The following is a 25,791-nucleotide window of genomic DNA, read 5'->3' as shown; positions in this document are numbered from 1 at the left end:
TGAAACAGTCTAATGAGGTGCGCACAATTGGCGCGACTTCGCTTTTCCGACCGTCAGCCGGATGCCAGCCTTCGGTGCGTCGTTGCCCGTGGTGAACGCGAAGAAACGACCTATCGCGGTTATTCAGTTGCCGGAAGATGGACGAAGACCGGCGCGAGGGGCCGGTCTCCCCTATGGCGGTCAGCCGAGGAGGTACTGACTTTCGGTCTCGGGTCGGTTGAAGCAGTCAGGCCGCCTTGAACTCGTGAGCCGCCAGAGGGCTAGTGAATTGGAGTGTCCGCGACCTCGGACACGCTCGCCAAACTTCGGCAGACCCTTGAAGCGACCGGCGTCGAATTCATCCCCGAGAATGGCGGCGGCGCCGATGTGAGGCTGAGGAAGGGCGGTGGCGTGGACAGTGGCGGATGAGTGCAGCTTGATGTGAAGCCCGCTGCCCCCGCGTTAGTGCCTATGCATTCTGCCGCCAATGGCGAGCTATCGAGAAGTAAACGGCCCCAACTCTCAAGCATCGACGTGCAAGTCTTTGATAGATAGCCAAATTCTGGTCATTGCGTTTTTGATGCACAACAATCTTCGAAACCCGTCGGGCATTCTGGGTCACCTCCGACACGACGGGTTTCGCTCCCCATGCGGGTGTGGCTGAAGAATCTCGGCGTTTCCTTGAGCCAATAGCATCAAAGAAATTCACTTGGAGCATGTTCTGACCCGAATCCGACGCATGCATTGCGTTAAGTGAACGTCAGCAACGCGCCCCAATGTCGGCCGTAGAGATCAGCTTTGCCGCTTCCTGAAAGCAGACCTCACAGGCGACGACGCAGCAGTCGAGGTAGCGCCACATACCGAAGATGACCGCCCTGACTTCGCACTCGCGCAGGGCGCTCTCAAATCTTTCAGTCATATGCGCCGTTCGGTCTTGCGGTCGAACAAGTGCACATTTGCTGGATCGATGACGAAGCCGATCTCCTCTCCTGGAGCTGCGGAAATGCGTTCCTTCACGATTGCATCCATCATGTCCTTGCCAGCCTTGGCGAAGATCTGCGTCTCAGCTCCAGTTGGCTCTGTCACAACCACTCTGAGCAGAATACCTTCGGCGCCAACAGAAATATGTTCGGGCCGGACGCCATAGGTGACGGCTTGGCCGTCGGCAGCAGCCGTAGCCGGGACTGGCAATGTCAGCCCACCGTCGGACACAAACTGCTTCTTTGTCCCGGAGCCTTTGATGGTGCCTTGAACAAAATTCATTGCCGGTGATCCGATAAATCCGGCAACGAAAACGTTTTGGGGATTGTCGTACAAATCAAGTGGCGCGCCGATCTGCTCGACCCGGCCGTCGCGCATGACGACAATCTTGTCCGCCATCGTCATCGCTTCGATCTGATCGTGCGTCACATAGACAATCGTGGTCTTCAGGCGCTGATGCAGCTCCTTGATCTCAACACGCATTGTCACGCGCAGCTTGGCGTCGAGATTTGATAACGGTTCATCGAACAAAAAAACCTGCGGGTCACGGACTATTGCACGGCCCATCGCGACACGCTGACGCTGACCGCCGGAGAGTTGCTTCGGGTAGCGGTCCAAGAGTTTCGTCAGATCGAGAATCTCCGCCGCCTTGTGGACCTTTTCCTTGATTTCCGCTTGCGAGCGCTTGGCCATCTTCAGCGGGAAGCCGATGTTGTCGAACACCGTCTTGTGCGGATAGAGCGCGTAGGACTGGAAGACCATGGCGATGTCGCGCTCCTTCGGCAGCACGTCGTTGACGATGCGGCCGCCAATGCTGATGGTCCCCTCGCTGATTTCTTCGAGACCAGCGATCATGCGCAGAAGCGTGGACTTTCCGCAGCCCGATGGCCCCACGAGCACGACGAATTCGCCGTCCTCGATATCGACACCGACGCCATGCATGATCTGCACGCTGCCATAGCGCTTGAAGACCTTTTCGATTTTGACGTCAGCCACGGAATCGTCTCCTATTGGTTTATTGCGGCAGTTCGATCTGCATTTTCACGTCCGCCGGCGGGGCCGAGGCGGCGATCTCGAAGGCATGCACACTGTCCTTGAATTCGAATTTGCGCGTGATCAGCGGCTGTACGTCGATCGCGCCTGACGACAGCATCGCCAGGCAGCGCGGGAAGACATGGGCATAGCGGAAAATGTTCTCCACGCGCGCCTCGCGGATCATCGCCGCCCCGGTATCATAGGAAATCGGATCCGACTGGCCACCGATCATGACAACACATCCGCCCGGTGCCAGCGGTTCGAAAACCGTCGAGGCGGCTTTGGGCGAACCGGACGCCTCGAACAATATGTCCGCGCCCCACCCGTCGGTATCACGCTTCACGCGTTCAGCAAGGTCGTCTCTGCCCGCCTGAACGCCGATGATGGCACGGCTCAAGCTTTCAGCGATCTCGAGCTTCTTTTCGGCAAGGTCGCTCACATAGACGCGCGCGCAACCGCCAGCCAGGGCGGAGAGTGCGGTTACGAGGCCGATCGGCCCGGCCCCAAGCACGACGGCAATGTCGCCCGGTTTGATGCGAGCTTTCGTGGCCGCATGGACGCCGACCGCAAGCGGCTCGACCATCGCTGCCTCCGCAAAGGAAACGTTGTCCGGTAGCTTGAAAGTGAAGGTTTCGGGATGGACACAGGTCGGCCGCAGGATTCCGTGCACCGGCGGCGTTGCCCAAAACCGCACGGCCGGGTCGACATTATACTTGCCGAGCCGCGTTGCCCTCGAATTCGGATCCGGTATGCCCGGTTCCATGCAGACACGATCGCCTTCCTTGAGCGCGCTTACCTCCGAGCCAACCTCGATGACCGTGCCGGAGGCCTCATGCCCGAGGATCATCGGCTCCCTGACGACGAAGGGGCCAATCTTGCCGTGGGTATAGTAATGGACGTCGGAGCCGCAGATGCCGACTGTGTGCAACTTGATGCGCACGTCGCGGGGACCGAGCTTCTCTTCTTCACGCTCAATCGGAAAATCCCGGAGCGAGAGATCAAGCTTTTTCTCAAGAACAAGCGCGTCCATTTGATCAGCCCTTTGCGATGATGAATGTTGCCAGAGTCAGCGCGATCACGTTGGATATCCAGATCGACAACCCCATGGGTTCCACGAAGCGGAACCATAGCAGCGACATCGCCACCCAGATGACGACGGAGATGAAAAGCCGATCAAACCAATTCGTTTCGATCGGCAGAAAGCCGCTCTTTTCCGCTATCGGCGGAGCTTTCCCGTCGTCGAGGATGTCGATCGGCTTTTCGATATTTTCTATCTTGCTGGCCATGAGATCACCCCTTGACCGCGCCGAACGTCAGGCCGGCCACAATGTGCCGCTGCACGACTGAGAAGACAATCAGTGCCGGGATCAGCGTGAAGATCGAGATCGCCGCCATGATGCCCCAGGCGGTCCCGGTCGTCGTGACATATTCCGACAGGCCCGTCGTCAGGGTGCGTGCGTTGAAGTTCGTCAGCGTGGCCGCCAGCAGGTACTCGTTCCAGGCAAAGACCCAGGTGAGGATCAACGTGACCGCGAGACCAGGCCGACAGAGCGGAAAGACGACCTCGGTGATCACTTTCCACGGACTCGCGCCATCGACAAAGGCGGCTTCATCGAGCTCTTTCGGAATGCCGTCCACGGTCGGGCGCAGCGTCCAGATCGCAAAGGGCAGGTTGAACGTGCAGTAAACCAGGATCATGCCGATCCGTGTGTCGAGCAGCGTGAACCCCTCGATCCTGTAGACTTTGGTCAGCAAGAGGAAGAGTGGCAGCAGAAACACCGCCGGCGGTGCCATCCGGTTGGTGATCGTCCAGAAGAAGATGCTCTCCTTGCCGCTCAGATTGAAACGCGACAGCGCGTAGCAGGCAAAGAAGCCGAACGTCGTGGTTAGGATCGCGTTACCCGACGATATGAGCAGCGAGTTCATCATGTATCCCCTCAGGGTGGGATTGCCGATGACCTCGGTGTAGTTCTGCCAGTCGACATGCCGCAGGATCACGCTGGGTGTCGAAAACAACTCGAACGACGGCGTCACCGAAATGACGAACAGCCAGTAGATCGGGAATAGCGTCAGGAAGCTGATCAGGATCCAGAAGAGAACGTAGGGCCACGGCGCCTTCTTTTTCATGGGTCAGCCCTTCCGGGGTTTACGCGGCGCGAGCATGCCCGTGTAGAGCAGCCAGCAGACCACAATCGTGAGGTAGAGGACGACGACTGAAATCGCCGAACCGTAGCCGTAGTTCGTCCGCGGAAACACCTCCCGGAAGATGTGCACGCCGATGTAGCGGGTGGCCGAGCCCGGGCCGCCGCCTGTCAACATGAGCACCTCGTCCACGATGCGCAGGGCATCCATCAGGCGAATGAACACGGTGGCCATGACGGCGGGGGCAATCATCGGCAGCGTAATGTGCCAAAAGATCTGCCACTTGCCCGCCCCATCGATCTGCGCCTGCTCGAACGGGTCGGGCGGCAGCGACACCAGCGCGGCAATCAGGGTCAAGGTCACCAGAGGCGTCCAGTGCCAAATGTCCATAGTTATGGTGATGATGAAGGCAGCAGCCGCGCTCTGGCCGATGTTCAGGTCGAAACCGACGCTTGACTGGAGCAGATGAGGGATGATGCCGATAGACGGAGTTGTCATCAGCTTCCAGATCGAGCCGACGATGATTGGCGCGATGATCAGGGGCAATGTGTGAATCGTGCGGAAGAAGGCCTTGCCCGGGAAGTCCGACATGAAGGCCTGCGCCAGGACATAGCCGACGACGACCTCGGTGAGGACGGCGAAGAAGACGAAGGCGACGGTCACGCCGAGCGATGCCAGGAACGCGCTATCGAACACGATCTGCCGGAAGTTGCCGGCGGCGTTGTAGATCATGTTCGGATTGGCGGCGAAGGGATTCCACTGGTGGAACGAGACATAGACCACGTAGAGGAATGGCAGGACACCGAAGAAGAACAAAACCACTATGGTCGGAGCCAGCAGAATCCAGCCAAACGTGTTGGACTTCATTTCCTATCCTCCCTTGCGATCAACTGCTCCGCACCTGTCGCAACGTACCATGTCCTGTTGTGTTCGGGCCGCCGCTCGCGAGGGCGGCGGCCCGCTCGACTATCGAGGGAGTAGCTTATTTGCGATAGCCGAGACTGGTCAGTTCCTCTTCGGCCTTGGCCGCCATCTTGTCGAGACCTTCGTCAGGCCCGACCTTGCCGGTCAGGATGTCGTAGAAGATCGGCGCCGTGGCTTCGCGGACCTGGGCGTGGAATGGATACGGCGGAGCACCAGCAAAGAGTTTGCCCTCATCCTTCAGCATCGTATAGAAGCCGCCGAGCTTGGCATCCATTGCCTTGACCTCGGGGGCATCGAAGGTCGCCGTGTTGGTGATCCGCGGCGCGGCGACCGCCCAGCCGGGCTGCACCTCGTCCTGGCCGATGAACTCGAGGAAGAGCAACGCCGCTTCCTGGTTCTTCGAGCTGACCGGAAGGCCGAAGGCGCCGCCGTCGTAATAGCCGACATAGCCCTTGCCCGATTTCGCGTCGTCCAGCACGCCCGGCGACAGCACCGGCAGGGCGAAGCCTACCTGGCCCGTCACCTTCGACTTCGAAGCGTCGGTCGCGATCCAGGCGGCATTCTCCCCGTAGACCAGACCCTGAGCTGCACGGCCGGCGGCGAAGGTCGTGGCGACCTCGCTCCAGGTCGACTGCGCCGATTCCGGCGGAGCGATGTCGCGCAGGTGCAACCACCACTTCAGGGCAGCCTTGGCTTTGTCACTGTTCATTCCGCCGCCATGCTCGACCGTGGCGGCGTAGTTCTTGCTTGCATCAATGCCCCAGTTGTAGACGCCGAAGGTCGGGGCGACAGACTCGAAGTATTCATACCATGAAGCCGCATGGCCGGTGTGGGCCTGTGCGGTCGAACCCCACAGCTGCATGTTGTGGTCCTTGCCCCACTGGGTGAAGAAGTCGGCGATTTCGGTGTATTCTTCATGGGTCGTGGCCGGCTTCAGATCATGCCCGGTCTGCTTCTTGAATGCTGCCTGGATCTCGGGGTCGTTGAACAGGTCCTTGCGATAGCAGTAGACCTTCAGGAACGCCTCCATCGGCACGCCGTAGAGGTCGCCGCCCTGCTTGAAGTAGTTGGCAAAGCTGGTGAATTTGGCGTCGTCGTAAGTCGACGCCTTCAACTCGGGCTTGTCCTTCAGAGCCTTGGTGATGTCGGTCAGGAAGTTCCGCGCCAGGTACGAGTAGATGATGTCCTGCTCGATATAGACCACGTCATAGATGCCGGTGCCGGCTTCCATGTCCTTGATAGCCTTGTCGTACATCTGGTCCCACGAGGTGGTTTCGATTTCGACCTTTATGCCCGTCTTCTTCTCGAACTCGGGCGCGAGAACGTCCTTGATGTAGTTTGATGGCGGTGTACTTTCCGTGACGCCGTGCAGGACGACGCCCTTATAGGGTTCGGCTGCCTTTGCCCAGAAGTCGTCATTGCTGGCTGCCAGCGCAGTTCCCGACATCAGCGCGACCGCAAAAGCAGTCACGCCGAGTTTCACTCGAACGTTCATCTGCATTCCTCCCAAACAACGAACGGCCCGATGCCGTCGTGCCAACTCCCTAGAGCAAAAATCTAGCTGACGCAAGGTTTGTTGCGAAAAGCTGCATATTATTTTTGCTGCACATGCGAAAAGAAAAAATTTTACCACTCTCCAGTTACACGATAACATATTGGATTAACGTCATCTTTCTCAAACCGCTAACTCCGATGATGACGCTGAGCGATATGACGCCCTCTTGCGCCAACGTCGAAATTGGAGCATTTGACTCTCAGTTTGTAGCTTTGCCATGCAAAATCATCCGCGGAGGAAACTAATGCGGCGCCTAGGTATCCATTCGTTTGTTTGGACAAACGGCCAGACCCAAGAAGGCCTCGAAATGGCACTCGACAAGACGGCGGAGCATGGCTTTCGCCTGATCGAATTCGCCTATCTGCGTCCTGAAAAGTTCGACCTCGATCGTCTGGCGAAAAAGGCCAAGGAACTGGATGTCGACATCGTCGTCACGATGGGCCTGCCGGCAGACGCGGACGTCTCAAGCGAAGACAAGGCCGTGGTCGCCAAGGGTACGTCGATGCTGTCCGACGCGGTCAAGGCTGTTCGCGACATTGGCGGGATCCGCCTGGGCGGCATCCTCTATTCGAAGCATGGCAAGTACGACCGGATGCCGACACGCAACGGCTGGATGAACAGTGCTAAAGCCGTCGCCGCAACCGCCAATGTGGCGAAGGATTGTGGCGTGCAGATCGTTCTCGAAGTGGTCAACCGCTTCGAATCCAACCTTCTGAACACGGCCGCCCAAGGGCTCAAATTCATCAAGGATACCGGTCGCGACGACGTCTTCCTGCATCTCGACACGTTCCACATGAACATCGAGGAGGCAAGCCCGGCCGACGCCCTCCGCATGGCTGGAGACAAGGTCGCCTATTTCCATTTCAACGAGAACTACCGTGGTTATCTCGGCACCGGCACGATCGACTTTCCGAGTATCTTTTCCGCGCTGGTCGACATCGGTTTTCACAACCGCGACATCACCTTCGAAAGCTTCTCCAGCGCCATCGTCGACGAAGCCCTGTCACGCGTCTGCGGCATCTGGCGAGATACCTGGGACGACAACAATCCACTCGCCGCGCACGCCAGGGCTTTCATCGAGAGCCATTGGGCGGAGGCAGTGCGCCGAGCCGAGATCAATAAGGCTGCCTGAAGAACCAAGGCCGCGGGCCGGTCTCAGCCCGTGCCGCCCGGCTCGAGGAGGACGGGAGGATGCAACAGGACATAGGCATTGCTGATGGGCGCGGCGGCAGTGTTGTGCCGCTGCTGCTCAGTGCCCGGAATCTTGCCAAGAGTTTTGGTGGCGTTCCGGCCCTAATCGACGGCCAGATCCACCTGCGCGCCGGCACGGTCAACGCGCTCTGCGGCGGAAACGGCGCCGGCAAGTCGACCTTCCTCGGCATCCTGATGGGAATACTGCGGCGCGATGCAGGATCCGTGATGGTCAAGGGAAGCGAGGTGAACTTCTCTTCACCGGCCGAGGCTCTCGATACCGGCATTGCCATCGTCTTGAAGGGATTCAGAAGGTGCTGAAGGCCAATCCCGGCGTCACCGTTCTGGAGCAGAACACCGCCAACTGGTCGCGTGCTGAAGCCATCACATTGACCGAGAACTTCCTGACCTCGCATGGCGACGCGATCCAGGGCGTGCTTGCCGAAAATGGCGAGATGGCGGTCGGCGCCATCGAGGGCGTCCGCAACCACGGCCTGGACGCCAAGCAGATTCCCGTTGCCGGTGTGGACGGCATCAAGGACGCGCTTGAAGCCGTCAAGCGCGGCGAGCAGCTGATATCCATCCTGCAAGACGCCAACGGCCAGGCACAAGGCGCCATCGACCTCGCGCTGAACAAGCTCATCGATGGCTACAAGCCGCGCGCAGCTGTCTGGGACGTCAATGGCGGCAAACCGGCCTGGAACGGCGGCAAGGAACAGCACTACTACGTGCCGTGGCTGGCCGTCACCACAGAGAATGTCGACAAGGTCCTTTCAGGCAACTGACAGAACTCGAGGATGCCGCATGCGGCATCCTCCCTCCTTTGGAATGCTCGATGAGTAAGCTGCAGACAATATCATCTGGCGATGGCAACGGCAGCGCGACGCGAAGAGCTGGCTGCGTCTCGCAGGTGTGCAGCGTCCGGCGCAGCGCACTTTCTAAAGACGTCCGGCAACTCATAGAAACAAGATGGTCCAAGGCTCCGCATCGCAGGGCGGCCAACCGGGCACTGGTGAGGTATAGGCTGAGAGCGAACATGCAGGAGCCCGCCATGAACCAAGCGACCTTTGCCAGCAGCTCTCCCCGCAGAATCCGCCAGAGCAATGCGGTGGCGACATTGAACGCGCTCCATCATTTCGGTCCATTAAGTCGTGCAGAACTTGCCAGGCATATGGGGGTCAACCGTTCGTCGGCCGGCAATATCGTTCTGGAACTCGTCGAGGCCGGGCTAGTTCGTGAAGTCCCGGAGAGCGATTTCACCAATTCGGCAGGCCAGCCCAGAGCTGGCAGACCGGGCATCCTGGTCGAAATTGTACCCGAGGCTGTTTTCTTCATCGGTGTCGAAATCGGCGTCGAGCATATGACCTGCGTTGAGATCAACCTTGCCGGCAAGATCATCCGCAGCGCCACCAACCGCTTCGAAGGGCACAACAGCGACCCGGAAGAGGCGGTTCGCGTGGCGATTGACCAGGCATTTTCCGAGGTCGGCAAGGAGCGACTGACGCGATGCCAGGGGCTCGGGATTACGGTGCCGGGGCAAATGGATCAGAACGGCTTCATCCACGTCGCACCGATACTAGGATGGCGAAACCTCGATCTCACAGCCCTGACCCGAAGCGTCCTTCCGGCAGAAATTCCGATAGGCGCGGAAAACGATGGCAATGCATTCGGCATCGGCATCACCTACAGCCAACCGGAAGCAGCGAATGGCGTCACCTTCTTCATGGTCATCGAGACCGGCGTCGGCGGCGGAATCGTGATCGACGGCAAGCTGTTTCGTGGCGGCAATGGCCTGGCAGGCGAGGTCGGCCACCTCAAGACACGAAACCCGACCTACCGGAATCTGGAGCAGGCCTTCGGACGCGACCGAATTCTGTCTTCCTACCGTCAGTTTAATCCGCAAGCCGACCTGGACGCGTTTTTGGGCGATGTTCGAGACCGCGTTCCACAAGCGGTGCAGCTTGCAGAGGAATGGGCCACCCTATTTGCATTTGCCGTCGTTCAGATATCGCGACTGATTGATCCCAACCGCATCGTTGTGGGCGGTTCTGTTGCAGAACTCTACCCTTTGGTAGCGGCGCGCGTGGACGCACATATCCGCAACCTTCAGGCTGAAACCTTCCCCATTCCAGAGATCGTTTTCCACGAGAGTGCCGCTTACGGATCCGCTTTCGGAGCTGCTTGCATCATGCACCAGCGGTTCATGTCGCTCGACAACCAGATGTTCAACAGGGACGCGGTTTCGGGCGCCGACACTTTCGAAGCCTGAAGAGTGAAACGCATCAAACGCAGGATTTTGGCATTTGACGAACGACCTTATCCAAACGCTGGCGCCAGATTCACTCGGACCGACCGTGACAGTCGGAGAGATATTGGTCGAGATCGTTGCGAAACAAACAGGAACTGGGTTCCTGGAGCCCATCGATCTTATCGGTCCCTTCCCGAGCGGTGCGCCCGCCATCTTCATCGATCAATGCGCGCGTGTGGGCGGAGCGGCTGCAATAGTCGGCACGGTTGGCGACGATGATTTTGGCGTCGTCAACACCGAGCGTCTCAAGCGGGATGGCGTCGATACTTCCGCTATTGCTGTTTCGCCGGAATACCCCACCGGCAGCGCCTTCGTCCGCTACCGCGAGGACGGTAGCCGCGACTTTGTCTACAATATCGCCAAGTCCGCCGCAGCGCGGTTGGAATGGACCCATGAGGTCGAAGCACTCATCACGCGCTGCGGTCATATCCACGTCATGGGAACTGTTTTCGCCAGCCCCGCAGCCTGGGAGATCACCGAACACGCGATCGCTCTGATCAAGGCGCGCGGCGGCACGATGTCGCTTGATCCGAACCTGCGCAAGGAACTGCTGACCCACGGTCAGACCGAGGAGAAATTCGCGGCTCTCGTCGACAAGGCAGACTTGTTGCTGCCGTCGGGCGAGGAGTTGTTCCTGGCCGCGGGCGTGGAAACAGAGAATCGCGCGATAGAGATGCTGTTCAATCGCGGCGTCAAAGAGATCGCGATCAAGCGCGGCAAAGATGGATCGTCGGCCTACCACCGAGGGGGTACCCATACAAACTGTCCCGGATTTCTCGTCGATGAGATGGACCCGACCGGCGCTGGCGACTGCTTTGGCGGAGCATACGTAGCATGCCGGCGGCTGGGCATGCCCCTGGAGAAGGCGCTCGAATTCGGCAATGCGGCTGGCGCACGCAACGTGACGCGCCTTGGTCCAATGGAGGGCGCCGGCACGCGCGCCGAACTGGAAGAGTTCATCACACGAACGGCGAGAAGAAGCTGATGCGCGTGACGATTGAAGATCTGCCGTTGTTGCATAGGCAAGGAAAGAAACTAGGGGTGACCTCGGTCTGCTCCGCGCATCCATTGGTGCTGAAAGCCGCACTGCGCCACGGCCGGGACACCGGCACCACCGTTTTGATCGAGGCGACATGTAACCAGGTCAACCATCTGGGTGGCTATACGGGCATGACGCCATCTGACTTCGCGGCCATGGTGGAAACGCTCGCGGTGACGGAGCAATGCCCGAAAGATCTGATCGTACTTGGTGGCGATCATCTGGGCCCCAATCCGTGGAAGGACCGGGATGCAGAGGAGGCAATGGGGCAAGCGCAGGCGATGGTGGACGCCTATGTCCGTGCCGGTTTCCGCAAGATACACCTCGATGCCTCGATGGGTTGCAAAGGCGAACCCATCGCGCTCGATGATCACACCATCGCCGAGCGCGCGGCCAGACTGGCGGGCGTTGCGGAACGGGCGGCGGCGGAAAGTGGCGGGGCGAGCCCGATCTACATCATTGGCACGGAAGTGCCACCACCCGGCGGTGCCAATCATGCGCTGGATGCGATCACTCCGACCGGCCCCGTGGCTGCCCGTCAAACGCACGCCATTCACGCCAAAGCGTTCCAGTCTGCCGGGATCGAGGACGCCTTTTCCCGCGCCATTGGACTTGTGGTGCAGCCGGGCGTGGAATTCGGCAACCAGAACGTGATCTTCTACGATCGGGTGAAAGCCCACGCTCTGGCGGCCACGCTGAGCGAATTGCCGCCGCTGATCTTCGAAGCCCATTCGACAGACTATCAGGGCCAAGGCCCATTGCGCGAACTCGTCGAGGACGGCTTTGCCATCCTTAAAGTCGGCCCGGAACTGACCTTCAAACTGCGCGAAGCGCTTTACGCGCTCGACCTGATCGCTTCCGACATGGTGCCCGATTATGGCGAGCGTCCACTCTATCACGCCATGGAGGAACTGATGTGCGGCGCCGCGAAGAATTGGCAAAGCCACTATCATGGCAGCGATGACGAGAAACGGGTCCTGCGTCATTACTCCTATTCCGACCGCATCCGATACTATTGGGCCTCTGCGCAGGCCCGCACCGCCTGCGATCGACTCTTCAAGATGCTGAAGGGGCGAAAGGTGCCGGCGACGCTCTTTCACCAGCACATGCCTTCGGCGGCTGCCTGGGCTGACCTCGACTGCGACGGCGAGGAGATCGTGATCGGTCGCGTCAGGCAAAGCATTGAAACCTACGAGCGGGCGTGTGGCACCTGACCGTCGATCACTAAGCACAATTGCAGACCGGAGGCAGACGATGGCGTTGGACAAATTCAGGATTGACGGAAAGACCGCGTTGGTTACGGGCGGGAGCCGTGGCATCGGCCTGGCCATCGTGAAGATCTTCGTGGAGGCAGGCGCGAACGTGGTGATCACCGGCCGCACCTGCACAGATGCGGTGAAGGACCTTCTGGAGGGCCATCGCGTCCGTGTCGCCTGGATCGCCGGTGATGTCCGCGATCGTGAAACGCCCGGCAGACTGGTCAGCGCGGCGCTCGAACGTTTCGGTCGGCTCGACATTCTCGTCAACAACGCCGGCGTTGCCGATAATGGCAATTTCGATGAATTCGATGACCAGCGCCTCAACTTCATTCTGGATACAAACCTTGTCGCTCCCTTTCGAATTGCGCGAGAGGCGATAAGGCCGATGCTCCGCCAGGCTGGCGGCACAATTCTCAACATTGGCTCGATTTCCGCCGATGTGGCCAACAAGCCGCAACTGCAGGTCGCGTATAATTCCTCGAAGGCCGCAATTCATCAAATGACGAAGGTCATGGCCTTCGAGTATGCGGCCCGCAACATACGCGTCAATGCCCTGGCTCCTGGCTATGTGATCAGCGACATGACCGAAGGCGGCATTGCCAACAGAGAGTGGAGCACGGTCTGGACCGAGAACACGCCGATGGGCCGCTTCGCTCAGCCGGAGGAAATGGCCACCTGTGCGCTGTTCCTGTGTTCGGACGCAGCAAGCTATGTCACCGGCGCCGTGCTGACGGCGGACGGCGGCTACACCACCCACTGAGCAAACATTCACCACGAGAAAACGGAACAAACGTCATGGTAGGGAAACTCGAAGGCAAGGTAGCGGCAGTCACCGGAGGCGCGTCAGGTATCGGACTGGCGAGCGTGGAGGCCATGCTCGGCGAAGGCGCAACTGTGGTCATGATCGATCGTAACCAACAGGCCATGGAGGCGCTTTGCGAGAAGCTGGGCAAGAACGCGATTCCGCTGAAGGTCGACCTGCTTGATCCGGTGAGCTGCGCAACGCTTCTGAGTGGTGTCGTCGAGAAGGCAGGACATCTTGATATCCTCCACGCCAATGCAGGGTCGTACATCGGGGGCGATTTGACCGAGACAGATCTCGATGCCATCGATCGGATGCTGAACCTGAACGTCAACGCGGTCATGAAGAACGTCCGTACCGTGATCCCGCACATGATCGAACGCGGCGGCGGCGACATTATCGTCACCAGTTCGGTTGCCGGTCATTTTCCCGTGCCATGGGAGCCGGTCTATTCGGCATCCAAATGGGCCATGACCTGCTTTGTGCAGACGATGCGCCGCCAGTTGAACAAGCACGGGATTCGCGTCGGGGAGGTTTCTCCAGGCCCGGTCATCTCCGCCCTCCTTGCCGATTGGCCGGAAGAAAATCTCCGCAAAGCCAAGGAGAACGGCAGCCTGATCGAACCACAAGAGGTCGCCGATGCGGTGATGTTCATGCTGACCCGGCCGCGCAACGTCACGATCAGGGACATCGTCATCCTGCCCACCAACTTCGACATCTGAACGGGGAAAAGGGGCAGCCAGAAGCCTCGATTGCGTCAACGGGAGCGAGCGTTACCATGAATGACTTGGCGGGTCGTACGGTAATGATTACCGGGGCTGCCGGCGGAATTGGCAAGGCGATGGCGGAATGCTTCGCAGCAACCGGTGCCCGATTGGCGCTTGTTGACATCCATGATCCGTCGGAACTGGCATCACGCCTCGGAGCTCCCCACAAGGGCTTCGTGCTCGATCTTGAAGATCCGGGCGCCATCGCTTCTGTCGTCGATCAGATTGGTGCGGCGATGGGCATCGACATTCTTGTCAACAATGCCGGACTCGGCATCGTTTTCCCTGTCGGGGAACCAAAATTCGAAGCCTGGGACAAGACGATGCGGATCAATCTCAGGGGGCCTTGGCTCGTCGCTGTCGCTGCTCTGCCTTATCTCAAGGCTTCGGGCCGCGGGCGCGTCATCAACATCTCCTCGCAAGCCGCTGTCCTCGCCATCGAAGAGCATGCTGCCTATGGCGCCAGCAAAGCGGGCCTGATCAATCTGACAAAGGTGATGGCGATAGAATGGGCCAGATTCGGTATCACCGCCAACGCGATCGCGCCGACGGTGGTCGAAACGCCTATGGCGCTTATCGGCTGGTCGGGCGAAAAGGGAGAAAAGGCCAGAAAGGACATCCCCGTCGGTCGTTTTGCCAAGCCTTCCGAAATCGCAGCGGCCGCACGCTATCTTGCGTCAGACGAAGCGGCAATCATCAACGGCGCGGTGCTGATGGCTGATGGCGGCTTCAGCGTAAAATAGAGGTTCGTCCCGCCTCTGGCTTCAGATCGTGAAGGTGTGGACGACCTCGCTCATCGCATTCTTCCGAGCAGCGCTATACCTGCGGGCCCGTGTCGAGGATCTGGCCGGGATCATCATTGTCTTCATCGCCATGATCATGTCCATGGCTGCCCATGGCTTGGTTCACTGGCCTAAAGTGGCGTTTTCTCACAGGTCCTTTGCGATGTCCTTGAACTCGTCGATCGAGCGGCGCTGCTCGCGCGCCAGCGGCCCGACGACGTCTTCAAGGCAGTGGTTGAGGTGATCCTGGATCAAGGTCTTCTTGGCCTGCGAGATGGCCTTCTCGACAGCACAAAGCGGCGGAGCGATATGGAGGCAGGGCCGGCCGATCTCGATCATTTCGATGACACCGTTGAGATGCCCGTCAGGGCGCTTCAGCCGCTTGATGATATCGGGGTGGGTTTCGTGGATATGGGTTGCTCGCTCATGCCCATCTACTATCCCCCGGAGGGGATATAAACGAAGACGCCTCGATTCTGATCCAGCCAACAATGATGCGCGCACCCCTCCCCTGACACGAGGCGCGATCCCGGCAGCCCCCATGGATATCGAAGTCGACAAGGCGGGAGCATTGCCGCTGGCGGCGAATTCTGGGCGAGCGCGCACCATCTCGCCAACTGCCTCCTCGAATTGTCGGTAGCCCACCACAAGTCAATGAAATCAAAGCGATGCAGTAAGGTTCGCCAGATAGAATTGGCTAACCGAGCCCTGAAGCGTTGCTAAGTCATTGATATATAATTGGTGGGCCCGGAGGGCGTAGCAAGAACCTTGATTTCATTGGCTTTTTCGTGGGTCAGAATCTGACGTCTTCCCGTATTGTTCCGCATGGCTCCGCCAGCCTATGGATTGCTGAACTGCTAAATCCCAATCGGGCACAACAGTGGCGGATCGGACCAAGGAAAGTCGGGCTGGGTCGTGACAGTGGCCGTAGAGGCTAGGGTCGAAGATGCCCGCCTTGCGCTTGCTAGTAGACCTTGAAAGCGCCCACGTCCGCTCGTGCATTCAAGTCGGTGATCAGCATGTGCCCCGGCGATACTGTGATCGAGACTGCGAGTTCGGCGCGAGCGAGAGCGTCTTGCGCGGTCAGGCTGCTGGCCCAGAATACCGGGACCTCTCCTTCCATGATTTCGACCGCATCGCCCCAGTCGGGAGTCATCAAATCTCTTATTCCGATGATCGACGGATCGCCGACATGGACGGGAGAGCCGTGGGCATGAGGGAAGCGTGCGGTGAGGGCGCGAACCTTGTCGACGTCGCACTGTCTTATCGGGCGCATGGAGACAACCATTTCGCTGCCAAACGGTCCGACGTGGCAGGTCTCGATCCTGGTTCGAAACTTGGGGGACGATTTGCCGTAGCTGATACGGCGAAGTTTCACGCCCTTCTCGGCAAGCGCAGCCTCGACGGTAAGCCAGCTGCCGAGCGCGAAAGCGGCAAAATCATCCCGCCACAGGTCGATGATGTCCGTTTTCCGACGGATCACTTCCCCGAAGCAGTAGATGTTATATTGAGGCGCATCGGTTCGGATATCGATATCCCCTAGGGCTGGAAGCAATGGGCTGCCGGCGCGACTGACTCCTACCAAAGGACAAGGCTTCGGGTTGCGGGCGCAAAACTGATGGAAATCGCCGGCAAACCTGCGGGGTACAATCACAACATTGGCCTGCAGCTTGCCGCTCGCAAGCCCTCCTGTGTACCCTTCATAGGCACCCGTTCTAACCAGTCTGCGCAGCCTATCCGCATCGACCAGTCGTAAATTGTCATAGATCAATGCGGTGGTCTGGCGAGCCATGGCCTTCGAGAGTATGCACTTTTACAGACACGTCGGGAGGGCGTAAGATCATCGGCAGGTCGCCCGCTTGTCAAATTGTCAGAATCTTTCATCAATGATAAATTGTATTTATTGGCCGACCAACAGAGACTGCCATTATCATTAGCGTTTGCGCATAAACCTTGCCTGTTCTCACTGACAGGCGCGGCAGCCGATCACTTCTATCTGCCGGCCTGCCTCGTGCAGGAAGCCAAGGTCGCGGTTCATGTAGAAGAGCAGGAAAGCCGCGTAGAGTACAAAAACGAGGCTGAAGACCAGCGTCTTCACGACCAGCGACAGCGCAAAAACATTCAGGTGCGGCGAGGCGCGCGCCAGGAAAGCCAGCACGATGTCGGACAAGAGCATGCTGATGACGAGCGGGAAAACAAGGGTCAGCGCCATCATCAGGATGCGGTTCAGCAGACCGAGGAAGATGCCGGCTGCATCCTTGCTGAACACAGGCAGAAGTTGGTCGATAGGCCAGAGGCCGTAGCTGTCGTAGAGGCTGGTCAGGGACAGTTGCAGGCCGCCGGCTGCCAGGTAGAGCGTGACCATGATGACGGCAAGCAAGGTGCCGGTGGCGCTCGTCTCATGCGTCATCATCGGATCGATCAGCGTCCCCATCGAGGAACCGCGCTGCAGATCCAGGATATCGCCCGCGGCCTCCGCCGCCCAGAACGGTATGCCCATCGCCAGCCCGAGCGTTACCCCGACCACGACCTCCTTGAGCATGTAGAGGACGATCATCGTCGTCGTGATGTCGGTGCTCGTCAGTTTGTTCACGATCATCGGAAAGATCGGAACCGCCAGCGCCAGAGCAACGCCGTTGCGCAGAAGCCCAGATAGCGGCACACGCGAAAACAGCGGCATCAGCAGCATGAAACCGGTCATGCGCGCGAGCGCGAAAGCGCCTGCCAGAAGATAGAACTGAAGCTCTTTGATGGACCCGAAGAGTGGTTCGACCGGCATCGCGTGCCTCAACGCGTGACGACGGGGAATTCGTCCAGCGCCGTCGAGGCCTGCTCCGCGATCTGCTGGCCAAGCAACGGGCCGAAGACGATGATAACCAGCAGGATCACGACCAGCTTGATCGTCTGCGGCAGCGATTGGTCCTGGATCTGCGTCAGCGCCTGGGCAAGGCCGACAAGGATGCCGACGGCCAGCGCCGCGATGATCGCCGGGCTGGACGCGAACAGCACCGTCAGGAGCGCGCTTTGGACTTTCGCCAGGATGAAGTCATTGCTCATGCAAAACCCCCAGCGTCAGCCGTAACTCAGGATGAGGCCATGCATCAGCCGCGACCAGCCATCAATGGCGACGAAAAGGAACAGTTTCAGCGGGATCGAAATGAGGACCGGCGAGACCATGATCATGCCGAGCGTCATCAGGACATTGGCGACGACGATGTCGATGATGAGGAAAGGAAGATAAAGCAGGAAGCCGATCTCGAAGGCACGGGTAAGCTCGGATGCGACAAAGGCGGGTACAAGGATCGACAGATCGTCGTCCTTCAGATTCTGCCGCGCCTGTTCCGGCCACAGACGGGTCGTTCCATCGAGAAAGAACTGCCGCTCCTGCGGCTGGGTGAATTTCATAAGGTGTCGCTGCAAAGGTTCCCTGACCAGTTGCGCCGCCCTGGCGAGGTCGTCCGTGGTCTGGAACTGAACCTGCCCTTCCTGAAGCCGGCCCGACATCTCGCTTAGCAACGGCGTCGTGACATAGACCGTGAGCACGAGCGCTATGCCGTAGAGCACCAGATTGGGTGGCATCTGCTGGACGCCGAGCGCGTTGCGGATGAGAAACAGCACGACCGAAATCTTCAGGAAGCCTGTCATCGTGACGACCGCCAGCGGCAGCAACCCGACGACGCCGACGGCGATCAGTATCCCAAGCAGGTTGGGTGAATTGTCAAGCATCGTCGAACATACGAACGATCCGCACGCCCAGGCTTTCCCCAATCCGCACGATCTCGCCACGCCCGACACGCTTGCCGTTGGCGATGATGTCGACAGTCGCGTCCGTCACATCGGCGAGCGCAACGACAGCGCCGGGCGCCAGCTGCCTTACTTCTCCGAGCGGCATTGCCGTGCGGCCGATCTCGAAGGCAAGCGCGACCGGCAACTCGTCCAGAGTCGACTCTTCCAAAGTCTGGCCTGCCGGCGGCGGCTTGTTCTGGTTCATGATCCACTCCCAATTCGATCCAGCGATTGCGGTTGGCGCGGCAAGCAATTGCGGCCCAGCGGCAGTCAAAGCCACCGGCGCATAAAGGCGCTCGCCAATGATGAGCGCCGCCATGCGTTCTTCTTCCGCATCCCGGAAAAGCACCACATCGTCAGGCTGCAAGCTCTGAAGCTCGCCAAGGGTGATCTTGAGTGCGCCACGCTGAAGGCAGACAGGAAGCGGAAATTCGGCCGGGATCGGCGGCCTCGCTTTGACGAGTTCGTCGAGAAGGCGGCCGATCCGCACCACCAGGCCAGCGTCATTCGTGCTCAAGACGCAGTCCGTCGTTTCATCCTTGCCGGTCAGGACAAAAGCGAACGGGGTTTCGCCCGGAAGGGCATTTCCTGGTGCGACCGATGTGATCGCGATCCCCTCACCCAGCTTGCCTTCGATCCATTCGAGGTCGTCTTCGAACGAGGACTCCAGCAGCAGCGCGGCGTGCGCGGGCGCCAGTCGTTTCATGTCGAGCAGATCGTCCGCCCTGGCGAAGCCCCGTTCGACGACGGAAAGCGGCAGGCGTAATTTGCCCTCCGCGTCGCCGACCGTGAACGCAATGGTCCACAGCCTTCGGTCCTCAGGATTCGGCGCCGGCCAAACGGCCGCGATCGCCATCGCCTTCCCGGCAATCGTGATCTCCGCGGGAGCACGGCGGCGATAGAAGGCATTCAATGCCCCAACGTCCACAGACGCTACAGTTTCCAACTTCAGCCGCTCGCTGACGCTCGACCGTGTGGCCGCGCGTTTCGCGGGTTTTACCCGCGCTTTCGTTTTTGCTGACGCGAAGGTTCGAGGCATCACATCCATATTCACGGTCACGGATTGGGCTATCGTTCTGCGGGCGAGCGCGGTGGGCCGCGCTCCTCCTCCTCGGAAAGCTCGGCAAGCGCCAGGCGACGCCGCGCGGTGCGTTTGGTCAGATGCTCCAGCAGTCCGTCCAGTTTTGCCACGGCCTTCATGCTCGCGCGATGATCATTGCGGGCTGCCGACAACTCCACCTTCCGTCGCTGCTCGGCGACGCCGGCCATCTTCTCGTTTTCCCGCAACTCCTCGGTTTTTCTGGCGGCGATTTCGAACCGTCCCTGAAGACGGTTGAGGCTGGCTGCTCTTACCGGTTGTCCAACAAGTGCACCGAAGGCTTCTTCCTCGGCTTCAACCGTGCGCTGGAGGTGCTCCGTGACTGCAGCGGCCGCCTCCTGCCCCTCTCTTACGGCCCGGTGCGAAGCGGCGTGCCTTCTGATCACCTCTTCCTTTGCGCGCTTTTCACGGCGATATCTGAGGTCGCGCAATCGAGCGATCATGTCACGCTCCTTCATTGACGATCTCCCGCATGCGTTGGCGTGTCTTCTCGATGCTCTCGCGGGTAGTGGATGCCTGGCGCAGGAAGGCGTTGATGGCGTCGATCTTCGCCACCGCCTCATCCGCCACCGCATCGCTGCCTTTTTCGTACTCACCGACGCGCAGGAGAAGTTCGATATCGGCGTAGCGGGCAAGCAGCTCGCGCAGGCGGCTGGCGTCGGCCCGATGTGCCGGCGGCACAACGGCATCCATCAGGCGGCTTCGGCTGCGCAGCACGTCGATGGCGGGGAAATGGTTGCGCTGTGCAAGGTCGTTCGACAGGAAGACATGGCCGTCGAGAAGCGCCTGGATTTCCTCGGCGACCGGATCCAGCGTGCCGTCGCCTTCCAGAAGAACGCTGTAGAGGCTGGTGATTGAACCGACGCGGCCAGGGCCAGAGCGTTCGAGCAGACGCGGCAGGACCGCGAACAGCGAAGACGGAAAACCGCGACGCGTCGGCGGCTCGCCCGAAGCCAGGCCGATCTCGCGCTGCGCGCGGGCAAACCGCGTTATGTTGTCCATCGCAAGCAGCACGTGCTTGCCCTGGTCGCGAAAATATTCGGCAATGCTGGTCGCCACATAGGCGGCCTTGACGCGCTCGATGGCAGGCCGGTCCGACGTCGCGACGACGACGATTGCCCGCTCCCGCCCTTCCGGTCCAAGCTGGTGTTCGAGGAATTCGCGCACCTCGCGCCCGCGCTCGCCGACAAGAGCGACCACGGCGACATCGGCATCGGTGCCGCTGACGATGTCGGAAAGCAGGATCGACTTGCCAACGCCGGGTTCACCGAAGATGCCGACGCGCTGTCCGCGCGCGCAGGTGAGCAGCCCATCGAGGGCGCGGATTCCAAGCTGGATCGGCTCGGAGATCAAGCTGCGCTCGAGCGGAGATGGCGGATAGGCATTGACCGGATAGCTGCCGGTAATGCCATCCGGCGAAAGCGGTTTGCCGTCCAATGGCTCGCCGAGCGCGCTGATCACTCGACCCAGAAGGCCAGGCCCGACGGGCACCAGCTGGTCCTTCCCGGTCGCAACGACCTCGGTCAGGCTTGAAAGGCCGGTCAGATCGCCAAGCGGAACAAGGATCGCCATCTCGTCCATGAGGCCGACGACTTCCGCCTTGGTCGTCCTGCCGGTCCTGGGATCGACCAGTTCGCATATCTCGCCGATCCGGGCCTCCTCCACGGTCGCGTGGATGACCGTGCCGGTCACCCGCCGCACACGCCCTTTCCTGGGCCGGCTGGCATCGTCGCGCAGGCCGGAGCGCAGGTTCGGAATGATGGACGCCAGACGGCTTTCGATGTCGGCAACGGGCGCGGTCATGGGGCCTTGGCCTTTGACGAAATCGCGGCCGCTATGGCATTGAGCTGCGCATCGACGCTAGCATCGACGACGGAAAAGTCCGTCGAAACGATACAGGCTCCGGCCGCCAGCGCATCGTCCGCATCGATCTCGACCGTCATGCCCAGATCGCCCTCGCGCAAGAGCGCGTCCAGCTCATCGCGAACCCTGTCGACGGCAGCGGGATGAACGCGGACTTTCAGATATTTGGCGCGGCGAATTTCCGTCACGGCCTGCCTTGCGGCCTTGGCGACAAGCATGCTGACGTCGAATTCTCCCAGAATTCGCCTCACGACATCTAGGGCAAGGTTGATGACTTCGGCTTCCAGCCTACCAAGATAGCGATCCACCTTGACCGTTGTTTCGCTTACCAGTCGCGAGGCATCCGCATCGCCTTGCGCCTTGCCGTCTTCGTAGCCCTGGGCATATTCGGCCGCATAGGCTCGCCGAGCCGCGTCACGCAACTGCTGGGCATCACGCCTCGCCTCGTCGAGAAAGGCGTGTCCATCCTGCCAGGCGCGCGCCTCTCCGGCGCGCAGGATGCGGGCGTAGGGCCGCCTCGGCATGTCATTGGTCGCTGTGCCTGGTTCGACCATCACGCTAACCCATCGCCCGCCGAACAATCGCCGGACCGGCTTCGGCAAATGGTTGGGCCGTCTGGTCGACCAGCTCGTGCGGCATCAGCTTGAGGCGAACCCTCATGCTCGTCTCGCCAGGCATCGCCTGGCACCATGCGCCAAGGCAACTCAGGCCGTCGGCATAGACACGACGACGCACATCTTCCAGGGGCTCCAACGGTTGCAATGGACCGGCCAGATCGCGGTTGGCAACCGCGAAGGTGCAGAGATCCGCGCCGAGCGCCGCCTGCAATGCATCGGCCCCGCGTCCGTCAATGACAGCAGCCAAGCTGCCGGCCCAGTAGATCGCGCCCGAGCGAAGCGCGAGCTCCTCCAGCTCCTCGCTCGACGACAAGGTGATCGCCCGATCCACCTCGTCGGCCGGTTCATCGACCGCGCAAGAGAGCCGATAGTGATCCAGCAGAAACTCCGACAATCGCTCATGCAGACGCTGCGAGCGCAGCATGCGCTCGCAGGCGGCCTCGCTGATCGTGCCGTCAAAGCATTCCGCCAGCCGGGCCGCATCAACATAGGATGCGGGGTTGAAAATGAATGCCTGCCATTCCGGGCTGGCAGTCTGCTTCGAGCCGTTCCGGGTCATGTCTTCTTGACAGGCATTGCCGAAGCGTCGAGCGCATAGACATCGGGCCGCCGATACCACTGGAGGTAAGCCAGCCTGGCAGCCAGCGCGAGGATGGCCGCCGCCATCCCGTAAAACAGCCACATCGCGGCGGCGACGCTGTCGGGATGCAGCCAGAGGCCGAGGAAGGTTGTGAACCCTGTCTCGCTGGTTTCTAACTCCGGAGCCGTCGCGGCGACCGGAATGAGGGTCACGGAAACATTGTCATAGGTCAGTCCGGCGATACCCTTGGCCACCAGCATCTTGACCTGCGGGATCAGCTCATTCATCGGAACGGAAGCGCGATGCCGGATGAAGACGGAGGCGGACGACGGGACCAACTGCTGTTTCAGGGGATCGTTTTCGGGCAGGACGAGATGAACGCGCGCGGAAAGCACGCCGTCGATGTCCGAGATCGTCTGCGAAAGCTCCTGGCTCAGACCATAGATCATGGTCGCCCGTTCTTCCACCGGCGAGGACACAAGCCCATCTCTCTTGAACACCTCGCCGAGCGTCTGGAATTCCTGCTTCGGCAATCCGCTTTCGTCGAGAATCGCCATGGCTTCGGCGAAACGGCCCTTCTGTACGGAAACCGTCATCTTGCCGTCCTTGCCGGCCTCGCGTTGGGCCGGAATCCCGTGACGCATCAGCGTGGCCACGATCTCGTTGGCCTGCCGCTGGTTGAGGTTGGAATACAGCTCCACCGAGCAGGCCTGGAGCGCGAGCATGCCCACGACAACAAGTGCGACGCGGCACCGGGCGCCGCATCGATCTAATAGGGTTGAGCGCCGCGGCAAGGCTGGTTTGGGCACGAGCACTCCGCAGCGCCTACTGTTGTTTGATCAGCGTGCTGGCGGACGACGTGACGGCCGTCACGCTGCTCGTCACTACTTCGAGATTGGCTGCCGCCCACATCACCGAAATGGACCGTTCGAGCAGTTGCTCGGCGTTCTTTGCCGAGGCGTTTTCGCCCGCCTTGCCTGACGTCTTGCCGGCGGCATCCTGCATTGCAGTCGTTTCAGCATTCACGGGGGCGTTCGCCTGGCCAAGGGCCTTCTGAACCTGCTGCATGGTTCCTTCCAGCGACTGAACGGCAGAACCGAGCAGAGCCGACGGATCCGTGAACACCCCACCCCCAGCCTTCTCTACCTCGGCCAGATAGTCGAAGAGCTTGTGTTCGATGATCGGCTCGGTCCTTTCCGATTTGGAGGATTGTCCGGCCATCGCCGGATTGGTGCCTGACGATGCCTGTGCCACCTGTTGACCTGCCCGCGTGGCGACATCGCTGCGCTCAGGCGTATTGACCTTCGCGGCATCGTGTTTTTCCTGGTTGGCGCCCACCATTCGGTTAGCCGGCTGCGCTGTCGCTCCGGCGGTGATCTGCTGGTGCGCGCTCATGCTGGTGGTCAAGTTTGCCAGCGTGGCTTCCAGGGCTCCAATCGGCGCGATTTGCATGATCCTGCCCTCCTGTTAGTTTTGTTTGCCGGAGGGAACATTCTGCGCCTCCGCCTGCTTTCCGCGGAAAACGCGGACTGAGGTAACATTGCCGGGCTCTTGCTTCGGGCTCGGCATGGCCGGAACTCCGAGTGTTTTCCTGACGAGTTCGATGTAGGACGGCGGTCCCGATACCGAGACGACATCGTCCTGCTTGGAAACCTTGATCGGAAACCTCGGATCGATGACGCCCAGCCGCGAAAGCCGATCTTCCGCCCCGGCAGCCGTGTTGGCGTCAAGCGGGATCATCTCCGTCTGGACTTCGGCTTCGGTCGCGACGTTCATGACGATGCCGTCGAAATGCCAGACCAGCCCGTATCGATTGCAGATCTCTTCGAGGAACTCGCGGGCCGTTCCAACCGGCATGCCGGCGCTTAGGCGTCCCTTTACAAGCTTGCTGACACGCATCGGCACCCCCATGTTGCGGCCAAGCTCGACGAGCGCGTCTGTCACCGACTGATCGACGGTGATGTATTTGTAGGGGCCGGCAGGCCAGCGTGGCTCGGAGGCGTAGGCGTGCTGCGGGATAAGGCCGAACACCAGGACCATGGCAAAGCCGCAGGCGACAAAGGCAGCCCTTGCTCCCGATAACCGATCCGCGTGGCAGATACCGCGTCCCGTCAACATCAGTCCTATCACAAAGGGACGCACGAGCGATGGCACTCGTCGCTTGTCTCATGGTTTACCCGCCAATTCACTCTATCGTGCGTACCGTGAAATTGGAAGTCCAATTGGATTGCTTTCGTTCATTCGGTGCCAAATGTTGCGAACAGTGAGCAAAGCGATATGGTGCGCGCTGGAATCAAGCGAGACCAAAATGTGATCGCCGATTTCAACGCCTGCATGCAGAAAGGGAACGGTCTCGGTGGCGGCAAACAGGACCCTGCCTGCAAGCATGGTTGTTCCCGTCAGCGTTGCGGGAAACAGCATCCTGTCTAGATCGCGCCTTACCCCGAAATCGACTGCATCAGCCCTGGTCGCTGCAACGTTGGTTGCTGCCACGGCATCTGCGCAGGCCCAATCGAACAGCGGCTATGACCCTAGAAGCTGGACTTATGATCAGGCGAGAAATGTGCTGGTCTCCCCGTCCGCTCCCGGCCAGACGTCCGACGAAGGAATGCAGCCAGAGTGGTCGGTGATCCCCAGGCGGATCGTGCATTTCAGCGAGGCTCAACCGAAGGGATCGATCGTGATCAACACCACGGAGCGGCGCCTTTACTACATCCTGGGAGACGGCAAGGCGCTGCGATATGCGGTGGGCGTTGGCAAGGAAGGGCTGGAGTGGTCCGGTCGCGACACGATTTCGAGCAAGAAGGACTGGCCGGATTGGCGGCCACCGGCAGAAATGCGATCAAGGGAAGCATCAAAAGGCCGCTTGCTGCCCGCGCATGTCGCGGGAGGGCCGAACAACCCATTGGGCGCACGCGCGCTGTATATCGGCAACACGCTTTATCGCGTCCACGGCACCAACCAGCCATGGACTGTCGGACAGGCCAACTCATCCGGATGCATTCGCATGACCAATGAAGACGTTATCGACCTGTATGATCGAGTGAAGATCGGCGCTCAGATTATTGTCCGGCATTGAATC

The 25,791-nt window shown here is 60.1% G+C and carries 30 protein-coding genes and 1 pseudogene; 11 read left to right on the top strand and 20 right to left on the bottom strand.

The genetic code is table 11. From position 1 onward, the window contains the following. Window positions 1-273 precede the first annotated feature (273 nt). On the top strand, window positions 274-408 hold the full coding sequence (locus EH240_RS39660) for a hypothetical protein (RefSeq protein ID WP_281035132.1): 135 nt from the start codon (window positions 274-276) through the stop codon (window positions 406-408). A gap of 331 nt (window positions 409-739) precedes the next feature. Here EH240_RS39660 and EH240_RS37965 read toward each other — a convergent pair whose 3' ends face one another. From EH240_RS37965 to EH240_RS17135, 7 genes are all read right to left on the bottom strand, one after another. Beyond that, the gene (locus EH240_RS37965; protein WP_167484047.1) at window positions 740-898 is read right to left on the bottom strand and encodes a hypothetical protein; all 159 of its coding nucleotides are present in this window, start codon (window positions 896-898) and stop codon (window positions 740-742) included. Continuing rightward, window positions 895-1,956: an ABC transporter ATP-binding protein gene (locus tag EH240_RS17160; protein WP_125000192.1), complete on the bottom strand. Its 1,062-nt coding sequence runs from the start codon at window positions 1,954-1,956 to the stop codon at window positions 895-897. The genes EH240_RS37965 and EH240_RS17160 overlap by 4 nt, the downstream gene beginning before the upstream one ends. Before the next feature lie 19 nt (window positions 1,957-1,975). Beyond that, window positions 1,976-3,025, bottom strand: a complete 1,050-nt coding sequence (locus tag EH240_RS17155) for an NAD(P)-dependent alcohol dehydrogenase (RefSeq protein WP_125000190.1) — start codon at window positions 3,023-3,025, stop codon at window positions 1,976-1,978. 4 nt (window positions 3,026-3,029) lie between these two features. Continuing rightward, window positions 3,030-3,281, bottom strand: coding sequence for a DUF2160 family membrane protein (locus EH240_RS17150; RefSeq protein ID WP_125000188.1), 252 nt, complete (start codon window positions 3,279-3,281; stop codon window positions 3,030-3,032). A gap of 4 nt (window positions 3,282-3,285) precedes the next feature. After that, window positions 3,286-4,122, bottom strand: coding sequence for a carbohydrate ABC transporter permease (locus EH240_RS17145; protein WP_125000186.1), 837 nt, complete (start codon window positions 4,120-4,122; stop codon window positions 3,286-3,288). A 3-nt stretch (window positions 4,123-4,125) separates the two neighbouring features. After that, window positions 4,126-5,004 carry a carbohydrate ABC transporter permease gene (locus tag EH240_RS17140; protein WP_125000184.1) on the bottom strand — a complete coding sequence of 293 codons (879 nt, stop codon included), beginning with the start codon at window positions 5,002-5,004 and terminating at the stop codon, window positions 4,126-4,128. 115 nt (window positions 5,005-5,119) lie between these two features. Continuing rightward, the gene (locus EH240_RS17135) at window positions 5,120-6,571 is read right to left on the bottom strand and encodes an extracellular solute-binding protein (protein ID WP_425374809.1); all 1,452 of its coding nucleotides are present in this window, start codon (window positions 6,569-6,571) and stop codon (window positions 5,120-5,122) included. A 289-nt stretch (window positions 6,572-6,860) separates the two neighbouring features. Here EH240_RS17135 and EH240_RS17130 point away from each other — a divergent pair, with 289 nt between their 5' ends. The 9 genes and pseudogenes from EH240_RS17130 (at window position 6,861) to EH240_RS17090 (ending at window position 14,725) form a co-directional block, all read left to right on the top strand. Beyond that, on the top strand, window positions 6,861-7,748 hold the full coding sequence (locus tag EH240_RS17130; protein ID WP_125000180.1) for a sugar phosphate isomerase/epimerase family protein: 888 nt from the start codon (window positions 6,861-6,863) through the stop codon (window positions 7,746-7,748). A 59-nt stretch (window positions 7,749-7,807) separates the two neighbouring features. Beyond that, window positions 7,808-8,104, top strand: a pseudogene (locus EH240_RS17125) (ATP-binding cassette domain-containing protein); the annotation flags it as partial. A gap of 17 nt (window positions 8,105-8,121) precedes the next feature. Next, window positions 8,122-8,592, top strand: coding sequence for a substrate-binding domain-containing protein (locus EH240_RS17120; RefSeq protein WP_245436128.1), 471 nt, complete (start codon window positions 8,122-8,124; stop codon window positions 8,590-8,592). A 266-nt stretch (window positions 8,593-8,858) separates the two neighbouring features. Further along, window positions 8,859-10,076 carry an ROK family transcriptional regulator gene (locus EH240_RS17115; protein ID WP_125000178.1) on the top strand — a complete coding sequence of 406 codons (1,218 nt, stop codon included), beginning with the start codon at window positions 8,859-8,861 and terminating at the stop codon, window positions 10,074-10,076. A 34-nt stretch (window positions 10,077-10,110) separates the two neighbouring features. Then, a complete protein-coding gene (locus tag EH240_RS17110; protein WP_125000176.1) occupies window positions 10,111-11,100 on the top strand; it encodes a tagatose kinase in 990 nt (329 codons plus the stop codon). Then, a complete protein-coding gene (locus tag EH240_RS17105) occupies window positions 11,100-12,368 on the top strand; it encodes a D-tagatose-bisphosphate aldolase, class II, non-catalytic subunit (RefSeq protein WP_125000174.1) in 1,269 nt (422 codons plus the stop codon). Before EH240_RS17110 ends, EH240_RS17105 begins: the two co-directional genes overlap by 1 nt. A gap of 40 nt (window positions 12,369-12,408) precedes the next feature. After that, the gene (locus EH240_RS17100; protein WP_125000172.1) at window positions 12,409-13,173 is read left to right on the top strand and encodes an SDR family NAD(P)-dependent oxidoreductase; all 765 of its coding nucleotides are present in this window, start codon (window positions 12,409-12,411) and stop codon (window positions 13,171-13,173) included. 35 nt (window positions 13,174-13,208) lie between these two features. Next, window positions 13,209-13,937, top strand: coding sequence for an SDR family oxidoreductase (locus EH240_RS17095; protein WP_125000169.1), 729 nt, complete (start codon window positions 13,209-13,211; stop codon window positions 13,935-13,937). A 56-nt stretch (window positions 13,938-13,993) separates the two neighbouring features. Then, window positions 13,994-14,725 (top strand): SDR family oxidoreductase, encoded by a 732-nt coding sequence (locus EH240_RS17090; protein ID WP_125000167.1) that lies wholly within the window; start codon window positions 13,994-13,996, stop codon window positions 14,723-14,725. 186 nt (window positions 14,726-14,911) lie between these two features. Here the strand turns inward: EH240_RS17090 and EH240_RS17085 are convergent, their stop codons facing one another. The 13 genes from EH240_RS17085 to EH240_RS17025 all read right to left on the bottom strand — a co-directional run bounded on the left by EH240_RS17085 (window position 14,912) and on the right by EH240_RS17025 (window position 24,827). After that, on the bottom strand, window positions 14,912-15,205 hold the full coding sequence (locus tag EH240_RS17085) for a metal-sensing transcriptional repressor (protein WP_245436133.1): 294 nt from the start codon (window positions 15,203-15,205) through the stop codon (window positions 14,912-14,914). Between the two features lie 523 nt (window positions 15,206-15,728). Beyond that, on the bottom strand, window positions 15,729-16,556 hold the full coding sequence (locus EH240_RS17080) for a D-glutamate cyclase family protein (protein ID WP_125000165.1): 828 nt from the start codon (window positions 16,554-16,556) through the stop codon (window positions 15,729-15,731). Window positions 16,557-16,727: 171 nt separating this feature from the next. Continuing rightward, window positions 16,728-17,543 carry a type III secretion system export apparatus subunit SctT gene (gene sctT, locus EH240_RS17075; RefSeq protein ID WP_125000163.1) on the bottom strand — a complete coding sequence of 272 codons (816 nt, stop codon included), beginning with the start codon at window positions 17,541-17,543 and terminating at the stop codon, window positions 16,728-16,730. A gap of 8 nt (window positions 17,544-17,551) precedes the next feature. Next, the gene (locus EH240_RS17070; RefSeq protein ID WP_125000161.1) at window positions 17,552-17,821 is read right to left on the bottom strand and encodes an EscS/YscS/HrcS family type III secretion system export apparatus protein; all 270 of its coding nucleotides are present in this window, start codon (window positions 17,819-17,821) and stop codon (window positions 17,552-17,554) included. Window positions 17,822-17,836: 15 nt separating this feature from the next. Continuing rightward, entirely contained in the window at window positions 17,837-18,490 is a 654-nt protein-coding gene (gene sctR, locus EH240_RS17065; protein WP_125000159.1) for a type III secretion system export apparatus subunit SctR, read from the bottom strand. Then, entirely contained in the window at window positions 18,483-19,610 is a 1,128-nt protein-coding gene (gene sctQ, locus EH240_RS17060) for a type III secretion system cytoplasmic ring protein SctQ (protein WP_125000157.1), read from the bottom strand. Before sctQ ends, sctR begins: the two co-directional genes overlap by 8 nt. 8 nt (window positions 19,611-19,618) lie before the next feature. After that, complete coding sequence (locus tag EH240_RS17055; protein ID WP_125000155.1) at window positions 19,619-20,107, bottom strand: hypothetical protein; 489 nt, start codon at window positions 20,105-20,107, stop codon at window positions 19,619-19,621. Further along, window positions 20,094-21,452 carry a FliI/YscN family ATPase gene (locus EH240_RS17050; protein WP_125000153.1) on the bottom strand — a complete coding sequence of 453 codons (1,359 nt, stop codon included), beginning with the start codon at window positions 21,450-21,452 and terminating at the stop codon, window positions 20,094-20,096. Before EH240_RS17050 ends, EH240_RS17055 begins: the two co-directional genes overlap by 14 nt. Continuing rightward, on the bottom strand, window positions 21,449-22,066 hold the full coding sequence (gene sctL, locus EH240_RS17045) for a type III secretion system stator protein SctL (protein ID WP_125000151.1): 618 nt from the start codon (window positions 22,064-22,066) through the stop codon (window positions 21,449-21,451). Before sctL ends, EH240_RS17050 begins: the two co-directional genes overlap by 4 nt. 4 nt (window positions 22,067-22,070) lie before the next feature. Further along, on the bottom strand, window positions 22,071-22,688 hold the full coding sequence (locus tag EH240_RS17040; RefSeq protein WP_125000149.1) for a SctK family type III secretion system sorting platform protein: 618 nt from the start codon (window positions 22,686-22,688) through the stop codon (window positions 22,071-22,073). Next, the gene (sctJ, locus tag EH240_RS17035; RefSeq protein WP_281035131.1) at window positions 22,685-23,518 is read right to left on the bottom strand and encodes a type III secretion system inner membrane ring lipoprotein SctJ; all 834 of its coding nucleotides are present in this window, start codon (window positions 23,516-23,518) and stop codon (window positions 22,685-22,687) included. The genes EH240_RS17040 and sctJ overlap by 4 nt, the downstream gene beginning before the upstream one ends. Window positions 23,519-23,534: 16 nt before the next feature. Continuing rightward, on the bottom strand, window positions 23,535-24,161 hold the full coding sequence (locus EH240_RS17030; protein WP_125000148.1) for a hypothetical protein: 627 nt from the start codon (window positions 24,159-24,161) through the stop codon (window positions 23,535-23,537). Window positions 24,162-24,176: 15 nt separating this feature from the next. Beyond that, window positions 24,177-24,827, bottom strand: a complete 651-nt coding sequence (locus EH240_RS17025) for a type III secretion protein (RefSeq protein ID WP_245436126.1) — start codon at window positions 24,825-24,827, stop codon at window positions 24,177-24,179. A gap of 268 nt (window positions 24,828-25,095) precedes the next feature. Here EH240_RS17025 and EH240_RS17020 point away from each other — a divergent pair, with 268 nt between their 5' ends. Beyond that, window positions 25,096-25,788 carry a L,D-transpeptidase gene (locus EH240_RS17020; protein ID WP_125000146.1) on the top strand — a complete coding sequence of 231 codons (693 nt, stop codon included), beginning with the start codon at window positions 25,096-25,098 and terminating at the stop codon, window positions 25,786-25,788. Window positions 25,789-25,791 lie beyond the last annotated feature (3 nt).

It is taken from the genome of Mesorhizobium tamadayense (assembly GCF_003863365.1).
In the GTDB taxonomy this organism is placed as follows: domain Bacteria; phylum Pseudomonadota; class Alphaproteobacteria; order Rhizobiales; family Rhizobiaceae; genus Mesorhizobium; species Mesorhizobium tamadayense.
This window is presented reverse-complemented; position numbering and strand designations above follow the sequence as displayed.